Genomic DNA, 20,899 nt, shown 5'->3' with positions numbered 1-20,899 from the left:
CGGGCATCCCCACACCCATGAGATCCCGGAGACTTCACAGATGACCGCTTCCCTCGCGCCGCGCCAGGACGCTCCGACGGACACCGTCTGGCGGCTGCGGATCTGGGGACGGCTGATCGCCGCGGGCCTGGTCGGCGGAGGCGGCTGGGGCGCCGTGGCCGCCGTCATCGGCTACGACGTCGGCACCGTCGTGCTCGGCATCCCGGTGGGCGCCGCCTTCGCCACCGCCATCGCCCTGGTGACGGCCGCCCTGCTGGCCGTCCTTCCCGACCGTGCCGCCCTGAGCCCCTGGACGGCGCCGCTGACCGGCGCGGTCCTCGCCTGCGCCGGGCAGTACGCCGTCATCGGCGTCGCCCTCGACGATCGGCGGGCCTTCCTCCACCCGGGCGTCGCGGCCTGTGCGGCGGCCACCGCGGCCGTCGTCGCGGGCGGCTTCCTCTGGGCCGTGCGCGGCGCCCGCCGCTGAGGCACGGCCGGCACCGGGTCCTACGTCGTGGGGCGCGGGGCCGGGACGAGGCCGGTCTGGTAGGCGAGGGCGACGAGTTGGGCGCGGTCGCGGGCGTCGAGCTTGGCCATCGCCCGGTGGATGTGGGTGCGGATGGTGAAGGGGCTGACGAACATCCGGGCGGCGATCTCCTCGTTGCCGAGGCCGGTGGCCGCCATCGCCATCACCTCGCGCTCGCGGGCGGTCAGGGCGGCGAGGCGTTCGGGGGCGGCGGCGGGGCCCCGGTCCGGTTCGGGGTGGGCGAGCAGCTGATCGATGACGGCGCGGGTGGCGGCGGCCGACAGCAGGGGGTCCCCGGCGGCGACGCGGCGCAGGGCGGCGAGCAGTTCGGTCGGTTCGGCGTCCTTGCCGAGGAAGCCGCCGGCGCCGGCGCGCAGGGCCTGGGCGACGTACTCGTCGATCTCGAAGGTGGTGAGGATCAGCACCCGGGTGCCGGCGAGCTCGGGGTCGCCGCAGATGGCGGCGGTCGCGGAGAGCCCGTCGACGCCGGGCATCCGGATGTCCATGAGCACCACGTCCGGGCGGGTGGCCTTGGCCAACTCAACGGCCTCGCGGCCGTCGGCGGCCTCGCCGACCACCTCCATGTCGTCCTCGGCGTCGATGAGGACGCGGAAGGCCCCGCGCAGCAGCGCCTGGTCGTCGGCCAGCAGTACTCGGATGGTCACGGGTGTTCCTCTCGGGCGGCGGTGCGCAGGGGCAGTTCGGCGGAGACCAGGAAGCCGCCGCCGGGCCGGCGGTCGGCGGTGAGCCGCCCGCCGACGGCGGAGGCGCGCTCGCGCATGCCGATCAGGCCGAAGCCTCCTCCGGCGGCGGGCACGGCGACGACGGCGGCCGGGCGGTCGTTGGCGACGCTGAGCAGGACGCGGCTGCCGGAGTACGTCAGGGTGACGTCGGCGGCGGTACCGGCCGCGTGCTTGGCCACGTTGGTCAGGGACTCCTGGAGGATCCGGTACGCCGTGAGGTCCACGCCCGGGGAGAGCGGCTGCGGCTCGCCCTCGACCGAGAGGCGCACGGGCAGGCCGGCCCGTTCGAAGGCGCCGATGAGGTCGGGCAGCCGGTCGAGGCCGGGGGCCGGTTCGAGCGGGGCCTGCGGGTCGTCGGCGCGGCGCAGCAGGCCGACGGTGGCCTTGAGCTCGCGCAGCGCGGAGCCGGTGGCGGCGGTGAGGTGGCTGAGCATCTCGCGGGCCTGGGCGGGGTGGCGGTCGAGCAGGTGGACGGCGATGCCGGCCTGGGCGTTGGCGAGGGCGATGTGGTGGGCGACGACGTCGTGCAGGTCGCGGGCGATCCGGATGCGTTCGTCGGCGACCCGGCGGCGGGCCTCCTCCTCGCGGGTGCGCTCGGCGCGTTCGGCGCGTTCCTCGATGGCGGCGAGGTGGGCGCGGCGGCTGCGGACGGAGTCGCCGAAGGCGCCGGGCAGCAGGACCCAGGCGACGACGCCGACCTTGACGCTGAAGGAGGTGTCGGGCTCGTTGATGATCGTGGCGGCGGTCACCATCACGGCCGCGACGGCGGTGGCGGCGCGCGCGGTGGTGCGGTCGGTGCGCACCGCGAGGAGGTAGAGGGCGGCGAGCAGCGGGGCGACCAGGCCGGCGTTGAGCTGGGTGGCGACGAAGCACAGGGCCAGGCTGCAGACGAGGGTGACCCCGAAGACGAGGTGGGGCCGACTGCGGTGGGCCAGGAGCACGGCGCTGGAGACGACGGCCAGGGCCAGCGCGGCCGGGTTCGGCTCGATGCGGTTGCCGAGGCGGTCGATGGTGGTCGTCCCGGCGGTGACCACGAACACGGCGAACACGAGCAGTGCGTCGAGCAGGCGGGGATGGCGGCGGCGTACGCGGCGCAGCCAGGTGTCGGTCATGCTCGCTTCTCCCGTCCGGGGCTGCCCTGGCGGGCCCCTCGGCCGGGCCCGGACGATCCGGCGAGGGGGGTGGGGAGGTACTGCACGGAGCGGGACATACGGCAGATGCAGTACATACCTGCTCCTTGAACGGTAGTACGGATGTGGTTCGTACCATTTTGACCGGTCGGCGCACCGACGGGTCGAGCGTGCCCCTGCCGCGGTCCCGTGGGGCGGGAACCGCGGCAGGGGCGGGTGGGTCAGACGCCGACCGAGTGGCGGGGGGACTCGGCCTCGGGGCCGTCGGCCCCGGTGACCGGGGCCGGGGCGGCGGTCTGGAGCTTGGCGCCCTCGACGTCGACGTCGGGGATGATCTTCTCCAGCTTGGCCGGCAGCCACCAGGCGCGGCGGCCGAGCAGGACGAGCACGGCCGGGACGATCGCCATGCGGACCACGAAGGCGTCGAAGGCGACGGCGGCGGCCAGGCCGAGACCCATCATCTTGATCATCGGCTCGCTCATGCCGATGAAGCCGGCGAAGACGCTGATCATGATGAGCGCGGCGGCGGTGACCACCCGGGCGTTGTACCGGAAGCCGGTGACCACGGCCTCGCCGGGCTCCTCGCCGTGCACGAAGGCCTCCCGGATCCGGGTGACCAGGAACACCTCGTAGTCCATGGCCAGGCCGAAGACCACACCGATCATGAAGATCGGCATCATGCTCATCACCGGGCCGGTCTGCTCGACGCCGATCAGCTCGGCGAGCCAGCCCCACTGGAAGACCGCGACGACGGCGCCGAGCGCGGCGACCACCGAGAGCAGGAAGCCGACGGCGGCCTTGATCGGCACGAGGATCGAGCGGAAGACCACCAGGAGCAGCAGCACCGCGAGGCCGACGACGACCGCGAGGTAGGGCAGCAGGGCGTCGTTGAGCTTCTGCGAGACGTCGATGTTCATCGCCGTCGCGCCGCTGACCAGGACCGTCGCGCCGGTTTCGGACTTCAGGCCGTCGGCCTTGTCGCGGATGGCGTGGACCAGGTCGGTGGTCGCGGCGTCGCTCGGGCCGGTGGCCGGCATGGCGGTGACCATCGCGGTGTCCCCGGCCTGGTTGAAGACCGCGGGCGAGACGGCGACCACGCCGGGCAGCGCCTTCACGGTGTCGCCGACCTTCTGGGCGGCGGCCTTGGGGTCGGCCGCGCCCTTGGCGTCGACCAGCACGGTCAGCGGGCCGTTGAAGCCGGGGCCGAAGCCCTCGGAGAGGTGGTCGTAGGCGCGGCGCTGCGTGGTGGAGGTGGGCTTGGCCTCGTCGCCGGGCAGGCCGAGCCGCAGGTCCAGGGCCGGCAGGGCGAGGACGCCGAGGCCGACCACGCCGAGGACCAGCACGGCGACCGGGCGGCGCAGCACGAAGCGGGCCCAGCGGGTGCCGCCGTTGGGGCGGTCGCCACCGGCCGCGCCGGCGGCGTGGCCGCCCTTGCTCGCCTTGCGGTCCTTGCGGGACAGCGCCCTGCGGCCGAGGAAGCCGAGCAGCGCGGGGACGAAGGTGAGCGCGACCACGACCGCGATCACCACGGTGCCGGCCGCGGCCATGCCCATCTTGGCGAGGATCGGGATCCCCACCACCGAGAGGCCGGCCAGCGCGATGATCACGGTGAGTCCGGCGAACACCACGGCCGAGCCGGCGGTGCCGACGGCCCGCCCGGCGGCCTCCTTCGGCTCGTGGCCGTCGAGGAGCTCGGCGCGGTAGCGGGAGACGATGAACAGCGCGTAGTCGATGCCGACGGCGAGGCCGAGCATCATCGCGAGGGTGCTGGTGGTGGTGGACAGGCCCAGGGTGCTGCCGAGCGCGGTGATCAGCCCGATGCCGAGGCCGACGCCGATCAGGGCGGTGAGCAGCGGGAGTCCGGCGGCCAGCAGCGAGCCGAAGGTGATCACCAGCACGACGGCGGATATCGCCATGCCGATCGCCTCGGCGGAACCGCCCGCCTCGCCCATCTCCATCAGCGCGGTGCCGCCGATGTCCACGGTGAGACCGGCGTCGCGGGCGTGCTGGGCGGAGTCCTTCAGCGTCTCGGTGGCGGTCTCGCTGACCTTGCCCGGCTTGACGCTGTAGTTGACCGTCGCGTAGGCGGTGGTGCCGTCCTGGGAGACCGCGCCGGCCTTGAACGGGCTGGTCGCGCCGACCACCTGATCGCTGTGCGCGAGCTCGGCGACCGTCTTCTCGACCGCCTGCTGGTGCTCGGTGGCGGTGATCTTCTGGCCGGACGGGGCGACGAAGACCAGCCGGGCCGAGGCACCGTCGGACATGGCGCCGGGGAAGCGCTCGTCCATGAGGTCGAAGGCCTTCTGCGCCTCGGTACCGGGCATGGCGAAGCCGTCGTCCGGGGCGGCCGGCGCCTTGGCGGCCAGCACCCCGACGGCGGCCAGCACGGCGACCCAGAGCAGGGTCACGAGCCGGCGCCTGAGGAAGGACCATCGGCCCAGGCGGTAGAGGAAAGTGGCCACGGGAGAGCGGACTCCTTCGGATGGCGGGCAGGAACGGATGGCCGGGCGGCGCGTTCGGCCGGAGGGCCGGGGCGCCCGGAGCATGACCAATCCTGCGTCGGCGGGGGTCTCCCCGGCGTCGGCTCTGTGCAGGCATTCCGGGGTAGTGCGGACGCAGCAGCGCGGCCCCGGACGGAGTACTCCTCGGGTCGGAGACCGGGCGCCGCGCTCCGACCTGGGGCCGAGGGCCCGCCCCGATCACGGCCCGGGGGCTCGGGGGCGCTCGCGGCCGGCCCGCCGGCGGCGGCGCGTCACCCGGGCGGAGGTGCGGACGGGCCGCGTCCCGGCGGGCGAAGTAGCGTGATGTGCCTGGCCCGGGTGATTCGTCCCGGTCCGTACCGATGCGTCCCCGTGGTCCCTGCCGGGTTCCCGATGGCCCCCGACGGTTCACCACGGTTCCCGGTGGTTCGCGCCCCCCGGGGACGCAGCCCGTCCACAGCGCGTCCCGTAGCCGGAGGTGGCCCATGGGCGTTCCCGCCGCCCGCATCGTGTTCGACGAGAACGACCGCGCGACCGTCGCGGAGGCGGTGAGCGAGATGCTCGCCACCGGTGCGCTCACCCTCGGTCCCTGGACCGAGCGGTTCGAGCAGTCCTTCGCCGCTGAGCACGGCGCCCCGCACGCGGTCGCCGTCGCCAGCGGCACCGCCGCGCTGGAGATCGTCCTGCGTTCCCTCGACGTCCGCGGCCGCGACGTCGTCGTGCCCGCCGTCACCTTCTACGCGACCGCCGGCGCCGTGCTGCACGCCGGCGGCCGGCCGGTGATCGCCGACGTCGACCCGGCCACCCTGGCGCTCGGCCCCGACACCCTGGAGGCCGCGCTCACCCCCGAGACCGCCGCCGTCGTGCTGGTCCACATCGGCGGACTGATCACCCCCGCGGTGGACGCGCTGCGCGCGCTCTGCGACGCCCGGGGCGTCCCGCTGGTCGAGGACGCCGCGCACGCCCACGGCAGCAGCTACCGGGGGCGGGCGGCCGGCGGCTTCGGCGTGGCGGGAGCGTTCTCCTTCTACCCGACCAAGGTCACCACCAGCGGCGAGGGCGGCATGATCCTCACCGGGTCCGCCGAACTGCGCGACGAGGCCCGCATCTACCGCGACCAGGGCAAGGGGTCGTTCAGCACCAACCACCACGTGCGGCTCGGCGCGTCCTGGCGGATGAGCGAGCCGAACGCCGCCATCGGCACCGTTCACCTGCGCCGGCTCAAGGAGTTCGTGGAGACCAGGCGCCGGGTCGCCCAGCGCTACGACGCCGCGCTCGGCGCGCTGGACGGACTGGAGCCGGTCACCGAGCCGGCCGGCTGCCGCGGCAACTACTACAAGTACGTCGCCCTGCTGCCGCGCGGGGTGGACCGGGCCGCTTTCAAGCGGGCGGTCGCCGAGGAGTACGACGTGCGGCTCCCCGGCGAGGTCTACGACCTGCCGCTGCACCTCCAGCCGGTGCTCGCCCCCTACCGGCGCGGCGCCCTGCCGGTCGCCGAGGACGTCTGCGCCCGGCAGATCTGCCTACCGGTCCACTCCGACATGACGGAAGACGAGACCGACCGGGTGATCGAGGCGGTGTCCACCGTCCACCGCCGGCTCGCGGGGTGACGCCCCGCGGCCACCGGACACCGGCGCCCCGCCGGCAGAACCCGACGTCGACGAAGGAGAGGACACCGTGCGGATAGCGGTCACCGGGGGATGCGGATTCATCGGCTCACACGTCGTCGACCGGCTGCTCGCCGCCGGGCACGAGGTGCTCGCGGTGGACACCACCGACAAGTACCTCAACCCCGACGCCGACCACGCCCGGATCGACATCCTCGACCTGCCGGCGCTCACCGGCGCCCTGGACGGTTGCGAGGTGGTCTTCCACCTGGCCGCGCAGGCCGACGTCGAACGGGTCGCCGCCGACCCGGTCGGCGCCGTGCGGGCCAACATCGACGGCACCGAGACCGTCCTGGAGGCGGCCCGCCGCAACGACCTCAGCCGTACCGTGCTGGCCAGCACGGTCTGGGTGTACGGCGCCGCCCTCACCGAGGCCTCGCTGGACGGCGAGGAGCAGGAGCTGGACGAGCACGTGCCGATCGAGCTGGAGCACAGCGGGCACCTGTACGTCGCCACCAAACTGGCCGCGGAGATGCTCGTGCACAGCTACCGCCAGCTGTACGGACGGCACTTCACCATCCTGCGGTACGGCATCCCGTACGGGCCGCGGATGCGCGACGAGCTGGTGGTCGCCCGCTTCGTGCAGGCCGCGCTCGCCGGACGCCCGATCACCATCGCGGGCGACGGCCGGCAGAGCCGCAACTTCGTCTACGTCGAGGACCTCGCCGACGCCCACGTGCGGGCCCTCTCCCCCAGCGCCGAGGACCAGACCTTCGCCCTGGAGGGCTCCACCGCCGTCTCCGTGCGGGACATCGCCGACACCGTCGACGAACTGCTCGGGCCGGTCACCATCGAGCACATCGAGGCGCGCACCGCCGACTACGCCGGGCGCCGGATCTCCGCCGCACAGGCCAAGCGGCTGCTGGGCTGGTCGCCGCGGACCCACTTCGCCGAGGGCGTGCGGCGGTACGCGGACTGGTACCGGGCGGAGGCCGCCCCCCGGCCGGGCGCCTGAGCCGGGAGGGGGCGCGACCGTGCCGCACGCGCTGCTGGTCTCCGGCTCGCTCGGCCAGGGCCACGACGTGATGGCCCGGGCCTGCGCGGACTCCCTGGAGGACCTCGGCTGGACGACCGGCACGGTCGACGCGATGGCCCTGCTCGGGCAGCGCGCCGGCACCGCCGGGGAGGCGGTGTTCCGGCGGTTGATCGGCCTGCCCGGCGTCTACGACGCCTTCCACTTCTCGGCGCTGCGCCCCGGCGCGCGGATCGCGCTGCTCGCCGACGCGGCGGCGCGGCGGCGGCTGGTGCCGGCGCTGCGGGCGCTGATCGTGCGGCAGCGGCCGGAGCTGGTGGTGTCGGTGTTCGCCACGGCCACGTCGGCCGTCAACCGCCTGCGGGGCACGTCCCGGCCCTTTCGGCACCTGGTCCTGTGCACGGACGTCACGCCGCACCGGCTCTGGGTGCAGGAGGAGACCGACCTGTTCCTGGTCACCTCGGAGGTCGCCGCGTGCGGCGTACGGCGGTACCGGCCGGACGCGCCGGTGGCCGTCCTCCCGGCACCACTGCGTGCCCCTTTCTACCGCCCGCCCCCGCGCGCCGAGGCGCGGGCGGAGCTGGGTGTGCCGGCGGACGCGCGGTGCGTGCTGCTGATGTCCGGTGCCTGGGGCCTCGGCCCGCTCGCCCGGACCGCCGCCGAACTCGCCGACGCCGGCCCGCATGTCCTCGCGGTGGCGGGCAGCAACGCCGAACTGGAACACCGCCTCCGACGTGCCGCCACCCGTCGGCCACGACTCCACCCCTACGGCTGGACCGACCGGGTCCCCGCCCTGATGGCCGCCGCGGACCTGGTCGTGACCAGCTCCGGCGACACCTGCAGCGAGGCCCGCGCCCTCGGCCGCCGCCTGCTGCTCCTGGACGTCGTCCAGGGCCACGGCCGCGACAACCTCCAGCACGAACTCGAACTCGGCCACGCCGACGTCGTCTCCGCCCGCCCCGCCGAAGTCGTCCGCTCCGCCCTCGCCGCCCTCACCCGCCCCGCCCCCACCCCCTCCCCCAGCGCCACCCCGGAAGGCTGGCGCACCGGCTTCACGACGGCCCTGGAGAGCGTCGGCCTGGCCTGAGACCGTCATCGCCCCGATCCGCGTACACCCGGTGACGTGGCAGGCAACCCTGGCCAACCATCCACTTCCCCTCCGAGCAGGCCGCGCTGAAGGTGCTCTACCTCGCGGTCCGAGAACAGATCAACCCGAAAGCACGCGACGTCAACCACGTCGCCGCACACTGGAAGGAGGCACTGAACCAGTTCTCACTGTTCTTCGAGGACCGGCTCAGCATTCGATAGCCCCTACGGCTTACACGAAGTCACTGACACGCCCGTGCTGTCTACGACGGCCAGCGACGTCTCGGCCCCGCGCTCGGCGGGGATGGTTCTGCGGTCTATGGGTGCGTCGGTTTCCTCAGGTGCTCGGTCCCGTGCGGGGGTGCTTGGGGGATGCCGTGGTCGCGGAGGGGGCCGAGGGTGAGGTTGTGGGTGTGGCAGTGGGTGGCGATGAGGGGGAGGGCGGCGAGGGTGGCGCGCCAGGAGTCGGGGGCCGAGGTGCAGTCGGAGTCGTGGAGGAGGAGGGTGGCGCCGCCGGTGAGGGTGGGGCGGGCGGCGGCGTAGACGGAGGGGCCGGTGGCGGTGGGGAGCCAGTCGCGGCCCCAGGTGGTCCACAGGACGGGGCGCAGGCGGAGGCGGTGGGCGGCCAGGGCGAGGCCGGCGGTGAGGACGCCGTAGGGGGGCCGGTACCAGAGCGGGCGGGTGCCGGTGAGGGCGGTGACGGCTTCGGTGGTGCGGTGGAGTTCGCGCAGGTCACGGGTGGGGGCCGGACGGTACTGGCGGCGGTGGTGCCAGCCGTGGACGGCCACCTCGTGGCCCCGGGCGACCAGTTCGCGGCCGAGGTCCGGGGCGCGTTCGAGCATGCTGCCGAGCAGGAAGAAGGTGGCCCGGACGCCCAGCGCGTCGAGGGCGTCCAGGATCGGCGGGGTGCCGCGCGGGTCGGGTCCGTCGTCGAAGGTGAGCGCGACATGCCCCGGGTCGCCGTAGCCCGCGGTGCGGCGGGCGAGGTGACGGCGGACGGGCGGCAGGCGGACGGCGGCCGGGGCGAGGTGGAGCAGTTCCACGGCGGCCACGGTGCCGAGGAGCGGGCCTGCCCTCACCCGAAGCGGGACGCCATCCGCCGGAACAGGCCCGGCGCGGCGCCGTGGAGGCGGGCCGGGTAGCCCAGCCAGTGCGGGACGAAGACCCGGTCGCGGTCGGTGGTGAGCACGCCGTGGACGATGGCGGCCACCTCCTGCGCGGAGACGGGACGGGGGCGTTCGCGCTGGTAGTCGGTGCCGCGGGTGGCGAAGAACGGGGTTCGGACCGCGCCCGGCAGGATCAGCCGGACGCCGACGCCGGTGCCGCGCAGCTCGTACCAGAGGCTCTCGGCGAACATCGTCAGTCCGGCCTTGGTCGCCGCGTAGGCGGCCTCGTCGCGGACGCCGACCTGGCCGGCCATCGAGCCGAGCAGGACGATCCGGCCCCGGCGGCGCTCCAGCATGCCCGGCAGGAGCAGGCGGGTGAGCCGCAGCGGGGCGGCGAGGTTGACCTCCAGCATCCGGTCCAGGGTGTCGGCGGGGGTCCGGACGAAGGGGCCGCGCCAGCCGAGACCGGCGCCGGCGATCAGCGCGTCCACCCGGCCGGCCGCCGCGAGGGCGGCCTCGGCGAGCCGCTGGGCGCCGTCGGGCTTGGCGAGGTCGGCGGGCAGCGGGCGGCCGCCGGTGCGGGCGGCGACCGCGTCGAGCCGGGACTGGTCGGTGCCGGAGAGCAGCAGCCGCCAGCCGGCCGAGGCGAGCGTGTCGGCGGTGGCCGCGCCGATGCCCGAGGAGGCACCGGTCACCAGGGCGACCGGCGGGTCCTCGGCGGGGCGCCGCCGGGCCCGGCGGGAGGGCGGATGGTCGTCGTCCGTCGTCATGGCACCTGCCGCTCTGTCCGCGCCTAGCCGTCCGATTTGTCCGGCAAGTCACCTTCGCACGGCAAGGCCGTTCGAGCGAGCGGGGTGGGGCCGGACCGGGGCGGTGGGTGGACCCCGGCGGCGCCGGCCACGGGGCCCAGTTCGGCCTCCACCTCGCCGAAGCGGGAGAGCACGAAGGTGCCGCCGACCGCCACCGCGAAGCCGGCCAGTGCGCACCAGGCGTAGCCGGGGCGGGCGGCGTCGCCGAGCGCGAGCACCCCGACCAGCGCCGGGCCGAAGGTCTCCGAGACCGTGCCGGCGGCGGTCGCGGCCGTCACCGTGCCGCGCTGCAGGGCGAGCGCGTACGCGAGGTAGCCGCCGAGGCCGCCGAGGGCCAGTCCGTAGGCCGCCGGATCGGTGAACACGTCGAGCGGGCGTGCGAAGTCGAAGACCCGGACGGCGAGGCTGGTGACGCCGAAGCCGACGCCCGCCAGCAGACCGAGGCCGACGGCCGCCGCGGTGCCGGTGCGGCGGGCGAGCAGGAGGGTGAGCAGCAGCATCAGCACGGTCGCGGCCAGCAGCGCCCAGTGGAACGCGGGCGGCGCGTGGTCGCGGCCCGCCTCGCCGGAGCCGAACGCCAGCAGGGTGAGGCCGAGCACCACGGCACCGATGCCGAGCAGGTCGGTGCGGTGCAGCCGGGCGCCGAGCAGGCGGGCGGCGGCGAGCGCGGTGACGGCGAGGCTGGCGTTGGTGACGGCCTGGACCAGGAAAAGCGGCAGGGTGCGCAGGGCCACGATGCTCAGTGCGAAGCCGGCGATGTCCAGGCCGGTGCCGAGCAGGAACCGCCAGGAGCGCAGCAGCGCCGCCAGCAGGCCGACCCGCACCCGGTCGGCGTGCGGGGCCTCGCGCGCGCCGCCCGCCTGGAACACCGAGCCGAAGCCGAAGCAGACGGTGGCGACCAGGGCGGTGGTGAGTCCGAGCAGCATGGCCCTCCCGGCATCGGGGGCGCCCCCGGAAGCCGGGGGTCACCCCCAGTGTCGGCCGGGTGCGGCCGTCCCGCAGCGGGGGCTACTCCCAGAGCCCGGAGCAGCTGTAGGCGTTCGTCGAGCGCTCCGGTCCGGACTTGATGTGGATCCTGGTGATGTGCCCGTGGCAGATGCTGCCGTCAGGGGCGACCTCCAGCAGCCGCGCGTCGACGAGGAGGCGGTTGACCTCCTGCCCGTCGGCCTTGCTGATGCGCTCCAGGAACGCTCGCGGCCCCTTGTGGAACTCGGCCCAGTCCTCCTCGGTGAACTCGACGTCCCAGATCTCGACCTCGTGCTCCTCCTCCTGGTACTTCGGCGTGAACCTGACCATGATCGATCACCCCGCAATCGTGAACGCCCCCGTACGTCCAGGCTTCCGCCCGCGGACGCTCCCGGCAACTGCGGTCACCCTCGGTCACCACGGGGCGGGCGGGAGGCGGCGGGTCGGCGCGCGGGCGGAGGGCCGGCGACGGCGGCGAAGACGCCGTTGGCCACGGGGAGCGCGATCATCAGGACGACCGCGGCGCTCATACCGCCCCCGCGCTCGCCCGGCAGCCACTGGTCGGTCGCCGCCATGGCGGCGACCGTCAGCACGAGGAGCACGGCCGCGCCGGCCTGCACCCCGCGGCGGCGGTTCGGCGGGCCCTTGCGGAAGTAGTCGGCGGCGACTCCACCGGCGCCCATGGCACAGACCACCCAGGGAATGTCCTCGACCCGGTCGTGGTCCCCCAGCACCAGCCACGCCACCAGGGCGACCAGGCCGACGATCAACGCGGTCCCGATCTCGGCCACGATCGTCGCCTTCACCACGTCCCGGACGTGCATGCCCCGCTCCCCCCGGCTCTCCCCGGAGGGAGCGTACCCAATCGCGGTCAGCCGACCCTGCCGGAGCCCTCGGCGAGGACGGGGAGGGCGGGAAGGGGGAGCGGGACGCCCGGGGTGTCGCCCGGGTGGAGGTGGAGGGTGTAGTGGTGCGGGGCCATGGCGGTCTCGCGGCCCCGGAGGGCGGCGATGACCGCGCGGTGGGCCGCGGCGGGGGTGAGGCCGGAGTCGGGGGTGGCGACGCGGGCGGCGAGGGCGCCCTCGGTGCGGATGAGGTCGACGGCCGCGGCGGCGGGGCCGAGGGCGTCGGTGAGCAGGGCGCGGACGGCGTCGAGGTCGATCCAGTCGGCGCCGACGCGGTGCCAGTCGCCCCTGCGGGTGACCGGGCGCAGCCCGCTGAGGGCGCCGATCCCGGCGAGCGGCAGGGGCCGGTCGGCGGCGGCCGCCAGGACGGCGGGCACGGCGCGGGCGAAGCGCTCGGTGTCGGCGCGGTCGAGCACCTGGGGGCAGGCGAGCAGCGCGAACTCCAGGCTGCCGGTGGTGCGCAGGAGGTTGAGCATCAGCCGCACCGGCACCGGCTGGTCGGGCAGCCACCGCAGCTCGGGGTCGGCGGTGGGCGCGGGGCGGGCGTCGGACATCGCCTCGGGGACGGCGAGGCTGAGGTCGTTGACGACGACCTGGCGGGCGAAGCGGGCGCCGCGCCGCTCGGCGACGTCCTCGATGAGCCGCCAGACCTTGTCGGCGTTCAGGGTGCTGTGCCAGTAGCCGGTGAAGGAGGCGGACTTGGTCCGGCCGATCAGCTCGTCGAGGTCGCCGGCCGCGGTGTCGAGGGCGATCAGCGCGTCCTGGGCGAGGGTGCCGACGTGGTCGGCGAGCACCGCGCGCTGGCGGTTGGCGGACAGCGCCGAGATCACCAGGTCGGCGCGGTCGGCGCGGTGCGCGGTGAGGGCGGCGAAGACGGCGAGCAGGACGACCGAGGGGCTGGCCGTGGTGCGGCGACAGACCGCCGCGAGGTCGGCGGCGGCGGTGCGCGAGCGGACCAGCACCGCGGCGAGTCCGTCCGGCGGTCCGGTGAGGGCGTCGGTGGCGAAGACGGTCGAGGGGCCGGTGGTGAGGATCGCCTCCCAGTGCTTGAGGGCGGCCGCGGTCTTGCGCCGGCCCTGGGTGCTCTGTTCGTGGGCGGCCACCTGGAGCGGGGTGCGGGAGGTGATGGGCGGCAGCGGCCGGCCGGTGGCGAGGGCCAGCCAGTCCTGGATGAGCAGGGTGACGGCGGCGCCGTCGACGCCCGCGTGGCAGGCCGTCACGACCAGGCGGCGCAGCAGCCGTCCATCGGTCAGGAAGGTGAAGCGCAGCCGCGGGGCGGTGGCCAGGTCGATCGGCAGGGCGACGTCGGCGCGCCCGACCTCCTCGGCCAGGGCGTCGAGTTCGGCGTCCGTCCGGCCCCCGGCGGGGATCACGGTGACGGTGAACTCGCCTTCGGGGAGCACCTCCTGGCGCTCGGGGAAGCCGTCGGCGGCGCCGGGCGGGAAGGCGGTGCGCAGCGACTCGTGGCGTTCCACCAGGGCGCGCAGCGCGTCCAGGGCGTGGGCCTGGGTGGTGCCGTCGGGGACCGGCCAGGCGGACGCCTGGTTGATCTGTTCGGGCCGGTCGCGCCGGATGCAGCGGATCATGTTGTCCTGGCCGAGGGTGAGCGGGCCGGAGCCGCTGCTCGCGCCGCCGTACCGGACGGCGATCCGCCCGTCCTGCTCTGCCACGTCGTACGTCACGTCGTCCGTGCCCTTCGGCTCGACTGTTTGCGGCGGGGATGCGGTCGGGACGCTAGCAGTGCGTCGAGCCACTGGTCCAGACCAGAAATCCGGGATGCCGAAAGGGACCTGACGCTTCGTCAACCATCTGACATGGCAAGGCCATCGGGCATCGTCCAGGTGCGGACGCGGGCCTCGAACGGGCGGCCGCCGACCGCCGCCAGGGCGGCACGGAACGGCCGGGGGGCGGGCACGTCGTCGACCCGGCACGGGCCCGGTCCGAGGGCGCCGGGGTCGGCGAGCAGCACCGGGGCCGGACCGGCCAGCGGCAGGCCGAAGCCCTGGACGAGCCGGCCGCCGTACGCCTTGACACAGGCCTCGCGGCGGCACCACAGCTCGGTGAAGCGCTCGGCGGGCGCCGGGTCGGCGGCGACCAGGGCCGCCTCGGCCGCGGGAAAGTAGCGCCGGGCCAGGCGCAGGGCGCTGCGGGCGTCGCGGACCTCCTCGACGTCGACGCCGACGGGCCGCCCCCGCGCGAGGGCGACGGCGGCGAGCGTGCCGGAGGCGGACTGGTTCACGGCGAGCCCGTCGAACTCCGGCTTGCCGTGCGGCCCGCGACGCCAGGTGAGCCGGGCCGGGTCGCGGCCGAGCCGGGCGCCGGCGAGCAGCCGGACGGCGCCGTGGGCGACGGTGAACCGCCGCCCGAAGCGCGGGTCCGGCCCGTCGGCGCGGGCCCGTTCGGCCGGGTCGAGCAGTGCGCGCAGGGCGCGGACCACCGGCTCGGGCTGGTCGGTGGGGATCAGCCAGACGTCGATGCGGTCGACGCCCTCGGCGGCCTCCTCGCCCTCGCCCGCCCTAGCCCCGGTCCCGGCCTCGCGGCCGTTGCTCACGGCTTCGGACCGGCGCGCAGGGTCAGGGTGGAGAGCACGCCGAGCCGCGGGTCGAGGTCGGCGAGCAGCACCGGCCGCCGTTCGGCCCGCCAGGCCGGCAGGTGCGCGGCGAGCGCGGACCAGAGCCCGGTGAACGGCTGGCCGGCGGGGACGCGGACGGCGTCCAGACCGGGCACCTCCAGGGCGGCGGAGAGGAGCACGGCGGCCCCCTCCCCCAGGTCCTTCGCCTCCCGGCGCACCTGTTCGGCGGCGGACCCGGCGTCCGCCCCGCCGCCCTGGCGGACGGTCAGCTCCTCGCCCGGAACCAGCTCGCAGACCAGCACGACCGCGCAGTGCCGCTCGGGCAGGGCGACCGGCGCGGCCGCCTCGTAGTGCAGCGCGGTCTGCTCGGCGAGGACGACGACCGCGCGGTGGGCGACGCCGGTGCGCTGGTACGCGGTGGCGGCGCGCAGCGCGGCGAACGCCCCGGCGGTGCCCTGGTCGCAGAGCGCGAGCGCGAGGGGTGCGCCCGGGCAGGAGCGGCTGAGGGCGAGCGAGGTGGGCGCGCCGGGCCGGACGTCGGGCGAGTCGAAGGCCTGGACGAGCACGTCCGCCGGTTCGTCCGGGCCGAGCGCCTCGGTGAGCAGGTCGGCGGCCAGCTCCTCGTAGGCGTGTCCGGCACCCTCGGCCAGCAGGTCCTCGCGCAGCGGCAGGCCGTAGGGGCGGACCAGGTCGGAGACGAAGACCCGCAGGTCGGGATCGAGGGAGAGCTCGGAGCGGCCGTCGGTGTACCGCGTCAGCACCCGGGTGAGGCCCGGCGCGACGGGCACCGCTCAGTCCTCGGCGATGACGTGCGAGGCGACGTACTCGGCCAGGCTGGTGACCGAGCGCAGGTCGTCCTCGGTGATCTGCTCGACGTCGACCTGGATGTCGAGGGCCTCCTCGACCTCCAGGATCAGTTCGATGGTGCCGGCCGAGGTGAGGCCGAGGTCGTCGAAGAGGCAGGCGTTCTCGGGGATCTCGGGGAGGTCCCGCTTGAGGACGCGCGGCAGCAGCTCGCCGAGGCTGTGCAGGACCCGGCCGCGCAGCTCGGTGTCGGTGGTCTGGACCACTTGGTCGGACATGGGTGGGACCGTCCCGTCGTGCGTGGTGGAGTGGGGGCGGGCCGCCGGGGAACCGGCGCCCGGAAGGGAGTGGCTGACGGATCGTCAGTGCTCGACGACCATGGCGGAGAAGGTCGCTCCGATGCCTGCGGCGGCGATCAGGTAGCGCTCGCCGCGGCCGAGCAGCCCCCGCGTGGTGGCGGTGTGCAGGTTGATGAGGCTGTCCGCTGCGAAACTGTGCCCCACCGCAGGCACGTTGTCCAGCACCACCTTCCCGATCGGGAAGCCGATCCGGCGCGCGATCATCCGCCAGGAGGCCTGGTTGACGTTGTGCGGAAGCAGCAGCGCGAGGTCGGAGAGGTCCAGACCGGCCTGCTGGAGGGCGGCCTCGATCGCCTCCACCATCACCGCCGGGTACTCCCGCTGGTAGCGGGCGAGCAGCTCCGGGTCCTCGGCCAGCCGGCCGTCGAACTCGGGGCGCTGGCGCACCGCGTAGGACAGCACGCGGTCCCGCTCGCCGTCGGCGCTGACCAGGCAGGCGGCCGCGCCCTCGGCGAAGATGCCGGTCTCCGGCACCACCTGGGCGTCCTTGGTGAAGGTCTTCTCCCCGGCGAGCACCAGGGCCAGCGCCTCCCGGTCGGGTTCTCCGGCGAGCAGGCGGCCGGCCAGGTCGACGGCCAGCAGGCCGACCGCGCAGGCGTGGTGGGTGACGGTGAAGGCCTGGGCGTGGCCTAGGCCGTAGCGGTGGAGCAGGTCGTGCAGCGGGTTGAGCGGGTAGGGCACCGCCACCGGCATGCTGCGCGCGTGGACGACGAAACGGACGTGCCGTTCGCGTCCGCGCAGCTCCGGAAGGGCGTCGACGGCGGATTCGAGCAGGTCGGGCAGCTTCCCGTCCGGATCCAGTCGCAGCTGGTCCAGGCCGTGGAAGCGGCGGAAGAGACGGAGTTGACGTGGGGTCAGGCCGATGCGCTCGCCCACTGCCTCAATGGGCAGGGTCTGTTGGGGGAGGTGAACGGCCACTGCCTCCAGTGCGGTCACGCGGGCTAGTATTCCCACGCCCGACGGGTCCGCACAAGTGATCTCGGGCGGTTGCGGCACACCGACCGCACATCCCACCCACGGAACGCGCACGTCTCGTGCCGCCGCCCTCCCGCCCCGCGTCGTCGAGCCGGTGGAGTCCCAGATGACCGATCGTGAACCTCCCGTCGCCGTGCCGCCGGTCCGTCCGGCGCTGGTGTCCCTGCTGGCCGACGTGGCGCAGGCCCCACCCGGCTGGGCCGCGCGGGTGACCCCGCGGGCCCGGCTGGACGGGGACCTGCTGCTCGACGAGACCGAACTCGCCGCGCTGCACGAGGGCCTGCGCCACGCCTTCGGCCCCTCGGTGGACCTGGCCGCGCTGCGGGCCGGGCTCGACCTGGCCGCGCTGGAGGCGCTGACCGTCGCCGACGTCGAGCGGCTGCTGCCCGCGGAGGACGCCCGATGAGCCGCTTCCTGATGGTGGTGCCGCCGCTGACCGGCCACGTCAACCCGACCGTGGGCCTGGCCCGGGAGCTGGTCGCGCGCGGCCACGAGGTGGCCTGGACCGGCACCGAGACGGCACTGCGGCCGCTGCTCGGGCCGGACGCGCGGGTCTTCGGCACCGGCACCCGGGCGTTCCGGGCGCAGGGCGGACACGGGCTGGCCGCCGTCCGCTCGCTCTGGGAGGGGTTCATCGTCCCGTACGCGCGGTTCACCGTGAAGGCGCTGGACGCGGCGGTGCGCGAGTACCGCCCGGACGCGCTGCTGGTGGACCAGCACACGCCGGCCGGGGCGCTGGTGGCGCACCGGCACCGGCTGCCCTGGGGCACCCTGGCGCCGGGCGCGATGGAGCTGGGGCGGCCGTTCCGGGCCCTGCCGCTGGTGGAGCAGTGGATGACCGACCTGCTGCGGGGCCTGTGGCGGCGGGCCGGGCTGCCCGAGGAGGAGTACACCGACCCGCGGTTCTCCCCCGCGCTGGTGCTCGCCTTCACCGGTCCGGCGCTCACCGGTCCGCCGCCCGCCGACGCGGAGCCGGCCGGGGCCGGGGCGCTGCCGGCGCGGTACGCCCCGGTGGGGCCGGTGCTGGCGGACCGGCCCGCCGATCCGGCCTTCCCCTGGGAGCGGCTGCGGCCGGACCGCCGGCGGGTGCTGGTCACCATGGGCACCCTCTCCGGCGAGCTGGGCGCCGACTTCCTGGCCCGGGCGGCGCGGGCGCTGGAGCTGTGCGGGCCCAAGGTGCAGGCCGTGTTCGCGGCGCCGGGCGAGCTGCTGCCCGCGCCCTCCGGCCTGCCCGCGGACGCGGTGGCGGTGGACCGGGCGCCGGTGCTGGAGCTGATGCGGCGCGGGGCGCTGGACGCGGTGCTGTGCCACGGCGGGATGAACACCGTCGGCGAGGCGCTGGCGCACGGGCTGCCGCTGGTGACGGCGCCGATCCGGCACGACCAGCCGTTCGTGGCCGCGCGGGTCGCGGCCGCCGGGGCCGGGCTGCGGGTGCCGTTCGCCCGGGTGACGCCCGATCACCTCGGCACGGCGCTGCGCAGCGTGCTGGAGGAGCCCGGATACCGGGCGGCGGCGGCCCGGGTCGGGGCCGGACTGCTCGCCGGCGGCGGGGCCGTGACGGCCGCCGACCGGGTGGAGGCACTGGTCGCGGCGGGTGCCCGCCCGGCCGTCCCATCGGCCAATCCATTGGTCTAGGCCATTGTTTCCGGGGCGCCGCAGACTCTAGGGTGGCCCGCAGCACCACTTCCCAGGTGCCCCGCGCGCCGCCTTCCCGGCGCCCCGGCAACCCATCCCCGCACGGGAGTTCTGGTTGATCGAGACCAAGGGGCTGAGAAAGTCCTACCCTTCCAAGAAACGCGGCCAGCCCCCCGTGGACGCCGTCCGAGGCATCGACCTGGACGTCGAGCCCGGTGAGATCTTCGGCTTCCTCGGCCCCAACGGCGCCGGGAAGACGACGACCCTGCGGATGCTCGCGACCCTGATCCGCCCCGACGGCGGCGAGGCCCGGATCGCCGGCGCCGACCTGTTCGCCGACCCGGCCGAGGTGCGCCGCAGGATCGGCTACGTCGCCCAGGGCGGCGGCACCACCGACACCGTCACCGCCCGCGAGGAACTCGTGATGCAGGCGCGGATGCACGGCAAGAGCAAGGCCGAGGCGCTGAGCCGCGCCGAGGACGCGCTCGGGGCGTTCGAACTCACCGAGTTCGGCGACCGGCCGTGCCGCACCTACTCCGGCGGCCAGCGCCGCCGGCTCGACATCGCGCTCGGCGTCATCCACTCGCCGAAGGTGCTGTTCCTCGACGAGCCCACGGTCGGCCTCGACCCGGCCAGCCGCGGCCACGTCTGGTCCGAGATCCGGCGGCTGCGCGACGAGGGCATGACCGTCATCGTCACCACCCACTACCTCGACGAGGCCGACGCGCTCTGCGACCGGGTCTCCATCGTCGACCACGGCGGCATCGTCGCCGAGGGCACGCCCGAGACCCTCAAACGCGAGATATCCGGCGACGTCGTGCTCATCGGCCTCGGCGCTGGCGAGGCCGAACGGGCCGCCAAGGCGCTGCGCGAGCAGCCCGGTCCGCCGGTCCTGCACCGCCTGGAGCTGAGCGGCGAGGACGGCGTGCGGCTCTACCTGGACGACGGCGCCGCCGCAATCCCGCGCCTGCTGCGCGCCCTGGACGGAGCCGGCGTCGTCACCGGCACCGTGCAGCTGCAGCGGCCCAGCCTGGACGACGTCTTCCTGGCCCGCACCGGCCGCTCCATCGGGCAGTCCTGACCGCACCTCCGGAACCCCGAGGAGGGGCCCATGAAGCTCGCCCACGACACCTGGCTGGTCTTCCAGCGCCAGTTGCTGCTGATGTGGCGGACACCGATCTGGATCGCCGTCGGGGTGATCCAGCCGATCTTCTACCTGCTGCTCTTCGCACCGCTGCTCAAGCGGGTGCTGGAGCCGATGGGAGCGCACAGCTACGCCGAGGCCTACCAGATCTACGTGCCCGGCCTGCTGGCCGTGCTGTGCATCTTCGGCGGCCTGTACACCGGCTTCAGCCTGCTCGGCGAGCTGCGGGCCGGGATCATCGAGCGGGCCCGGGTCACCCCGGTCAGCCGGCTCGCCCTGCTGCTCGGCCGGGCGCTGCGCGAGACGGTGGCGCTGCTCGTCCAGGCGGTGATCATCACCATCATCGCGCTGCCGTTCGGCCTGCGGGTCGGCCCGCTGGACCTGCTGCTGGCCTTCCTGCTGATGGGCCTGCTCGCGATGATGACCTCGGCGATCTCCTACGGGATCGCCCTGGTGCTCCCGGCCGACGAGGCGATGGCGCCGGTGGTGAACACCATCGCGCAGCCGATCGCGCTGCTCTCGGGGGTGCTGCTGCCGCTGGCGCTGGCGCCGATGTGGCTCCAGTCGATGGCCAAGTGGAACCCCTTCTACTGGGCGGTGGAGGGCATGCGCGCGCTGTTCTCGGGCCACGTCGGGGACAGCGTGGTCTGGCAGGGCCTGCTGGTGGTCGTGCTGATGACGGCGGCGGCGGTGTACTGGTCGGCCCGGCTGTTCTCGACCCGGGTGCGCTGAGCCCGGGCGGCCGACGCGGCGTCACCGCGGGCGGCGCGGTGAGAGGTTGGTCGTCGTGCCGGCGAAGGCGGTGGCCGCCAGGCCCCCGGCCAGGGCCATCGCGGCCAAGCCGCCCGTCAAGGCCGCCGGGGCGGCCCCGCAGGCGGCCGACGGCCGCTGACGGCGGCGCCACCGGCCGGTACGGACGGGGGGGGGGGGGCGGCGCCCGGGCGGCGGGGGGGGGGGGGCGCCCCGGGGGGGGGGGGGGGGGCCCGCCCGGGGGCCCCGCCCGCGGGGCGGGCGGCCCGGCCGCCGGCGCGGGCCCGCGC

General features: G+C 75.2%; 21 protein-coding genes and 1 pseudogene. 9 read left to right on the top strand and 13 right to left on the bottom strand.

The window, feature by feature from the left end:
- The first annotated feature begins 40 nt into the window (after nt 1–40).
- Nucleotides 41–466 carry a hypothetical protein gene (locus tag ABT093_RS11285; RefSeq protein ID WP_350562856.1) on the top strand — a complete coding sequence of 142 codons (426 nt, stop codon included), beginning with the start codon at nt 41–43 and terminating at the stop codon, nt 464–466.
- Nucleotides 467–486: 20 nt separating this feature from the next.
- Here ABT093_RS11285 and ABT093_RS11280 read toward each other — a convergent pair whose 3' ends face one another.
- The 3 genes from ABT093_RS11280 to ABT093_RS11270 form a co-directional block, all read right to left on the bottom strand.
- The gene (locus tag ABT093_RS11280) at nt 487–1,170 is read right to left on the bottom strand and encodes a response regulator transcription factor (RefSeq protein ID WP_350562854.1); all 684 of its coding nucleotides are present in this window, start codon (nt 1,168–1,170) and stop codon (nt 487–489) included.
- Nucleotides 1,167–2,360 (bottom strand): sensor histidine kinase, encoded by a 1,194-nt coding sequence (locus tag ABT093_RS11275; RefSeq protein ID WP_350562852.1) that lies wholly within the window; start codon nt 2,358–2,360, stop codon nt 1,167–1,169. Before ABT093_RS11275 ends, ABT093_RS11280 begins: the two co-directional genes overlap by 4 nt.
- Before the next feature lie 239 nt (nt 2,361–2,599).
- The gene (locus tag ABT093_RS11270) at nt 2,600–4,840 is read right to left on the bottom strand and encodes an MMPL family transporter (protein WP_350562850.1); all 2,241 of its coding nucleotides are present in this window, start codon (nt 4,838–4,840) and stop codon (nt 2,600–2,602) included.
- 503 nt (nt 4,841–5,343) lie between these two features.
- Between ABT093_RS11270 and ABT093_RS11265 the strand changes: the two genes are divergently transcribed.
- From ABT093_RS11265 to ABT093_RS40940, 4 genes and pseudogenes are all read left to right on the top strand, one after another.
- On the top strand, nt 5,344–6,468 hold the full coding sequence (locus ABT093_RS11265; RefSeq protein ID WP_350562848.1) for a DegT/DnrJ/EryC1/StrS family aminotransferase: 1,125 nt from the start codon (nt 5,344–5,346) through the stop codon (nt 6,466–6,468).
- A 67-nt stretch (nt 6,469–6,535) separates the two neighbouring features.
- Nucleotides 6,536–7,480, top strand: a complete 945-nt coding sequence (locus tag ABT093_RS11260) for an NAD-dependent epimerase/dehydratase family protein (protein WP_350562846.1) — start codon at nt 6,536–6,538, stop codon at nt 7,478–7,480.
- A gap of 19 nt (nt 7,481–7,499) precedes the next feature.
- Nucleotides 7,500–8,585, top strand: coding sequence for an MGDG synthase family glycosyltransferase (locus ABT093_RS11255; protein WP_350562844.1), 1,086 nt, complete (start codon nt 7,500–7,502; stop codon nt 8,583–8,585).
- Between the two features lie 55 nt (nt 8,586–8,640).
- Nucleotides 8,641–8,806: pseudogene (locus tag ABT093_RS40940) on the top strand (IS256 family transposase); the annotation flags it as partial.
- A gap of 95 nt (nt 8,807–8,901) precedes the next feature.
- Here ABT093_RS40940 and ABT093_RS11250 read toward each other — a convergent pair.
- The 10 genes from ABT093_RS11250 to ABT093_RS11205 all read right to left on the bottom strand — a co-directional run bounded on the left by ABT093_RS11250 (nt 8,902) and on the right by ABT093_RS11205 (nt 17,041).
- Nucleotides 8,902–9,627: a polysaccharide deacetylase family protein gene (locus tag ABT093_RS11250; RefSeq protein WP_350562842.1), complete on the bottom strand. Its 726-nt coding sequence runs from the start codon at nt 9,625–9,627 to the stop codon at nt 8,902–8,904.
- A 32-nt stretch (nt 9,628–9,659) separates the two neighbouring features.
- Nucleotides 9,660–10,460 (bottom strand): SDR family NAD(P)-dependent oxidoreductase, encoded by an 801-nt coding sequence (locus ABT093_RS11245; protein ID WP_350562840.1) that lies wholly within the window; start codon nt 10,458–10,460, stop codon nt 9,660–9,662.
- 23 nt (nt 10,461–10,483) lie between these two features.
- Nucleotides 10,484–11,425 carry a hypothetical protein gene (locus ABT093_RS11240; protein ID WP_350562838.1) on the bottom strand — a complete coding sequence of 314 codons (942 nt, stop codon included), beginning with the start codon at nt 11,423–11,425 and terminating at the stop codon, nt 10,484–10,486.
- An 82-nt stretch (nt 11,426–11,507) separates the two neighbouring features.
- Complete coding sequence (locus tag ABT093_RS11235) at nt 11,508–11,795, bottom strand: hypothetical protein (protein WP_350562836.1); 288 nt, start codon at nt 11,793–11,795, stop codon at nt 11,508–11,510.
- Nucleotides 11,796–11,869: 74 nt separating this feature from the next.
- Nucleotides 11,870–12,289, bottom strand: a complete 420-nt coding sequence (locus ABT093_RS11230; protein WP_350562834.1) for a hypothetical protein — start codon at nt 12,287–12,289, stop codon at nt 11,870–11,872.
- A 47-nt stretch (nt 12,290–12,336) separates the two neighbouring features.
- On the bottom strand, nt 12,337–14,052 hold the full coding sequence (locus ABT093_RS11225; protein ID WP_350562832.1) for a condensation domain-containing protein: 1,716 nt from the start codon (nt 14,050–14,052) through the stop codon (nt 12,337–12,339).
- A 119-nt stretch (nt 14,053–14,171) separates the two neighbouring features.
- Nucleotides 14,172–14,921 carry a 4'-phosphopantetheinyl transferase family protein gene (locus ABT093_RS11220; RefSeq protein WP_350562830.1) on the bottom strand — a complete coding sequence of 250 codons (750 nt, stop codon included), beginning with the start codon at nt 14,919–14,921 and terminating at the stop codon, nt 14,172–14,174.
- Entirely contained in the window at nt 14,918–15,730 is an 813-nt protein-coding gene (locus ABT093_RS11215; RefSeq protein ID WP_350562828.1) for a hypothetical protein, read from the bottom strand. Before ABT093_RS11215 ends, ABT093_RS11220 begins: the two co-directional genes overlap by 4 nt.
- A gap of 3 nt (nt 15,731–15,733) precedes the next feature.
- Entirely contained in the window at nt 15,734–16,024 is a 291-nt protein-coding gene (locus ABT093_RS11210; RefSeq protein ID WP_350562826.1) for an acyl carrier protein, read from the bottom strand.
- Between the two features lie 84 nt (nt 16,025–16,108).
- Nucleotides 16,109–17,041, bottom strand: coding sequence for a 3-oxoacyl-[acyl-carrier-protein] synthase III C-terminal domain-containing protein (locus tag ABT093_RS11205; RefSeq protein ID WP_350562824.1), 933 nt, complete (start codon nt 17,039–17,041; stop codon nt 16,109–16,111).
- 145 nt (nt 17,042–17,186) lie between these two features.
- Here ABT093_RS11205 and ABT093_RS11200 point away from each other — a divergent pair, with 145 nt between their 5' ends.
- The 4 genes from ABT093_RS11200 to ABT093_RS11185 all read left to right on the top strand — a co-directional run bounded on the left by ABT093_RS11200 (nt 17,187) and on the right by ABT093_RS11185 (nt 20,591).
- Nucleotides 17,187–17,486 carry a hypothetical protein gene (locus ABT093_RS11200; RefSeq protein WP_350562822.1) on the top strand — a complete coding sequence of 100 codons (300 nt, stop codon included), beginning with the start codon at nt 17,187–17,189 and terminating at the stop codon, nt 17,484–17,486.
- Nucleotides 17,483–18,715: a nucleotide disphospho-sugar-binding domain-containing protein gene (locus ABT093_RS11195; protein ID WP_350562820.1), complete on the top strand. Its 1,233-nt coding sequence runs from the start codon at nt 17,483–17,485 to the stop codon at nt 18,713–18,715. The genes ABT093_RS11200 and ABT093_RS11195 overlap by 4 nt, the downstream gene beginning before the upstream one ends.
- 115 nt (nt 18,716–18,830) lie before the next feature.
- Entirely contained in the window at nt 18,831–19,796 is a 966-nt protein-coding gene (locus ABT093_RS11190) for an ATP-binding cassette domain-containing protein (protein WP_350562818.1), read from the top strand.
- A gap of 30 nt (nt 19,797–19,826) precedes the next feature.
- Nucleotides 19,827–20,591: an ABC transporter permease gene (locus ABT093_RS11185; RefSeq protein ID WP_350562816.1), complete on the top strand. Its 765-nt coding sequence runs from the start codon at nt 19,827–19,829 to the stop codon at nt 20,589–20,591.
- Nucleotides 20,592–20,899: the final 308 nt, after the last annotated feature.

The organism is Kitasatospora sp. NPDC002551, assembly GCF_040296005.1.
Taxonomy (GTDB): domain Bacteria; phylum Actinomycetota; class Actinomycetes; order Streptomycetales; family Streptomycetaceae; genus Kitasatospora.
This window is presented reverse-complemented; position numbering and strand designations above follow the sequence as displayed.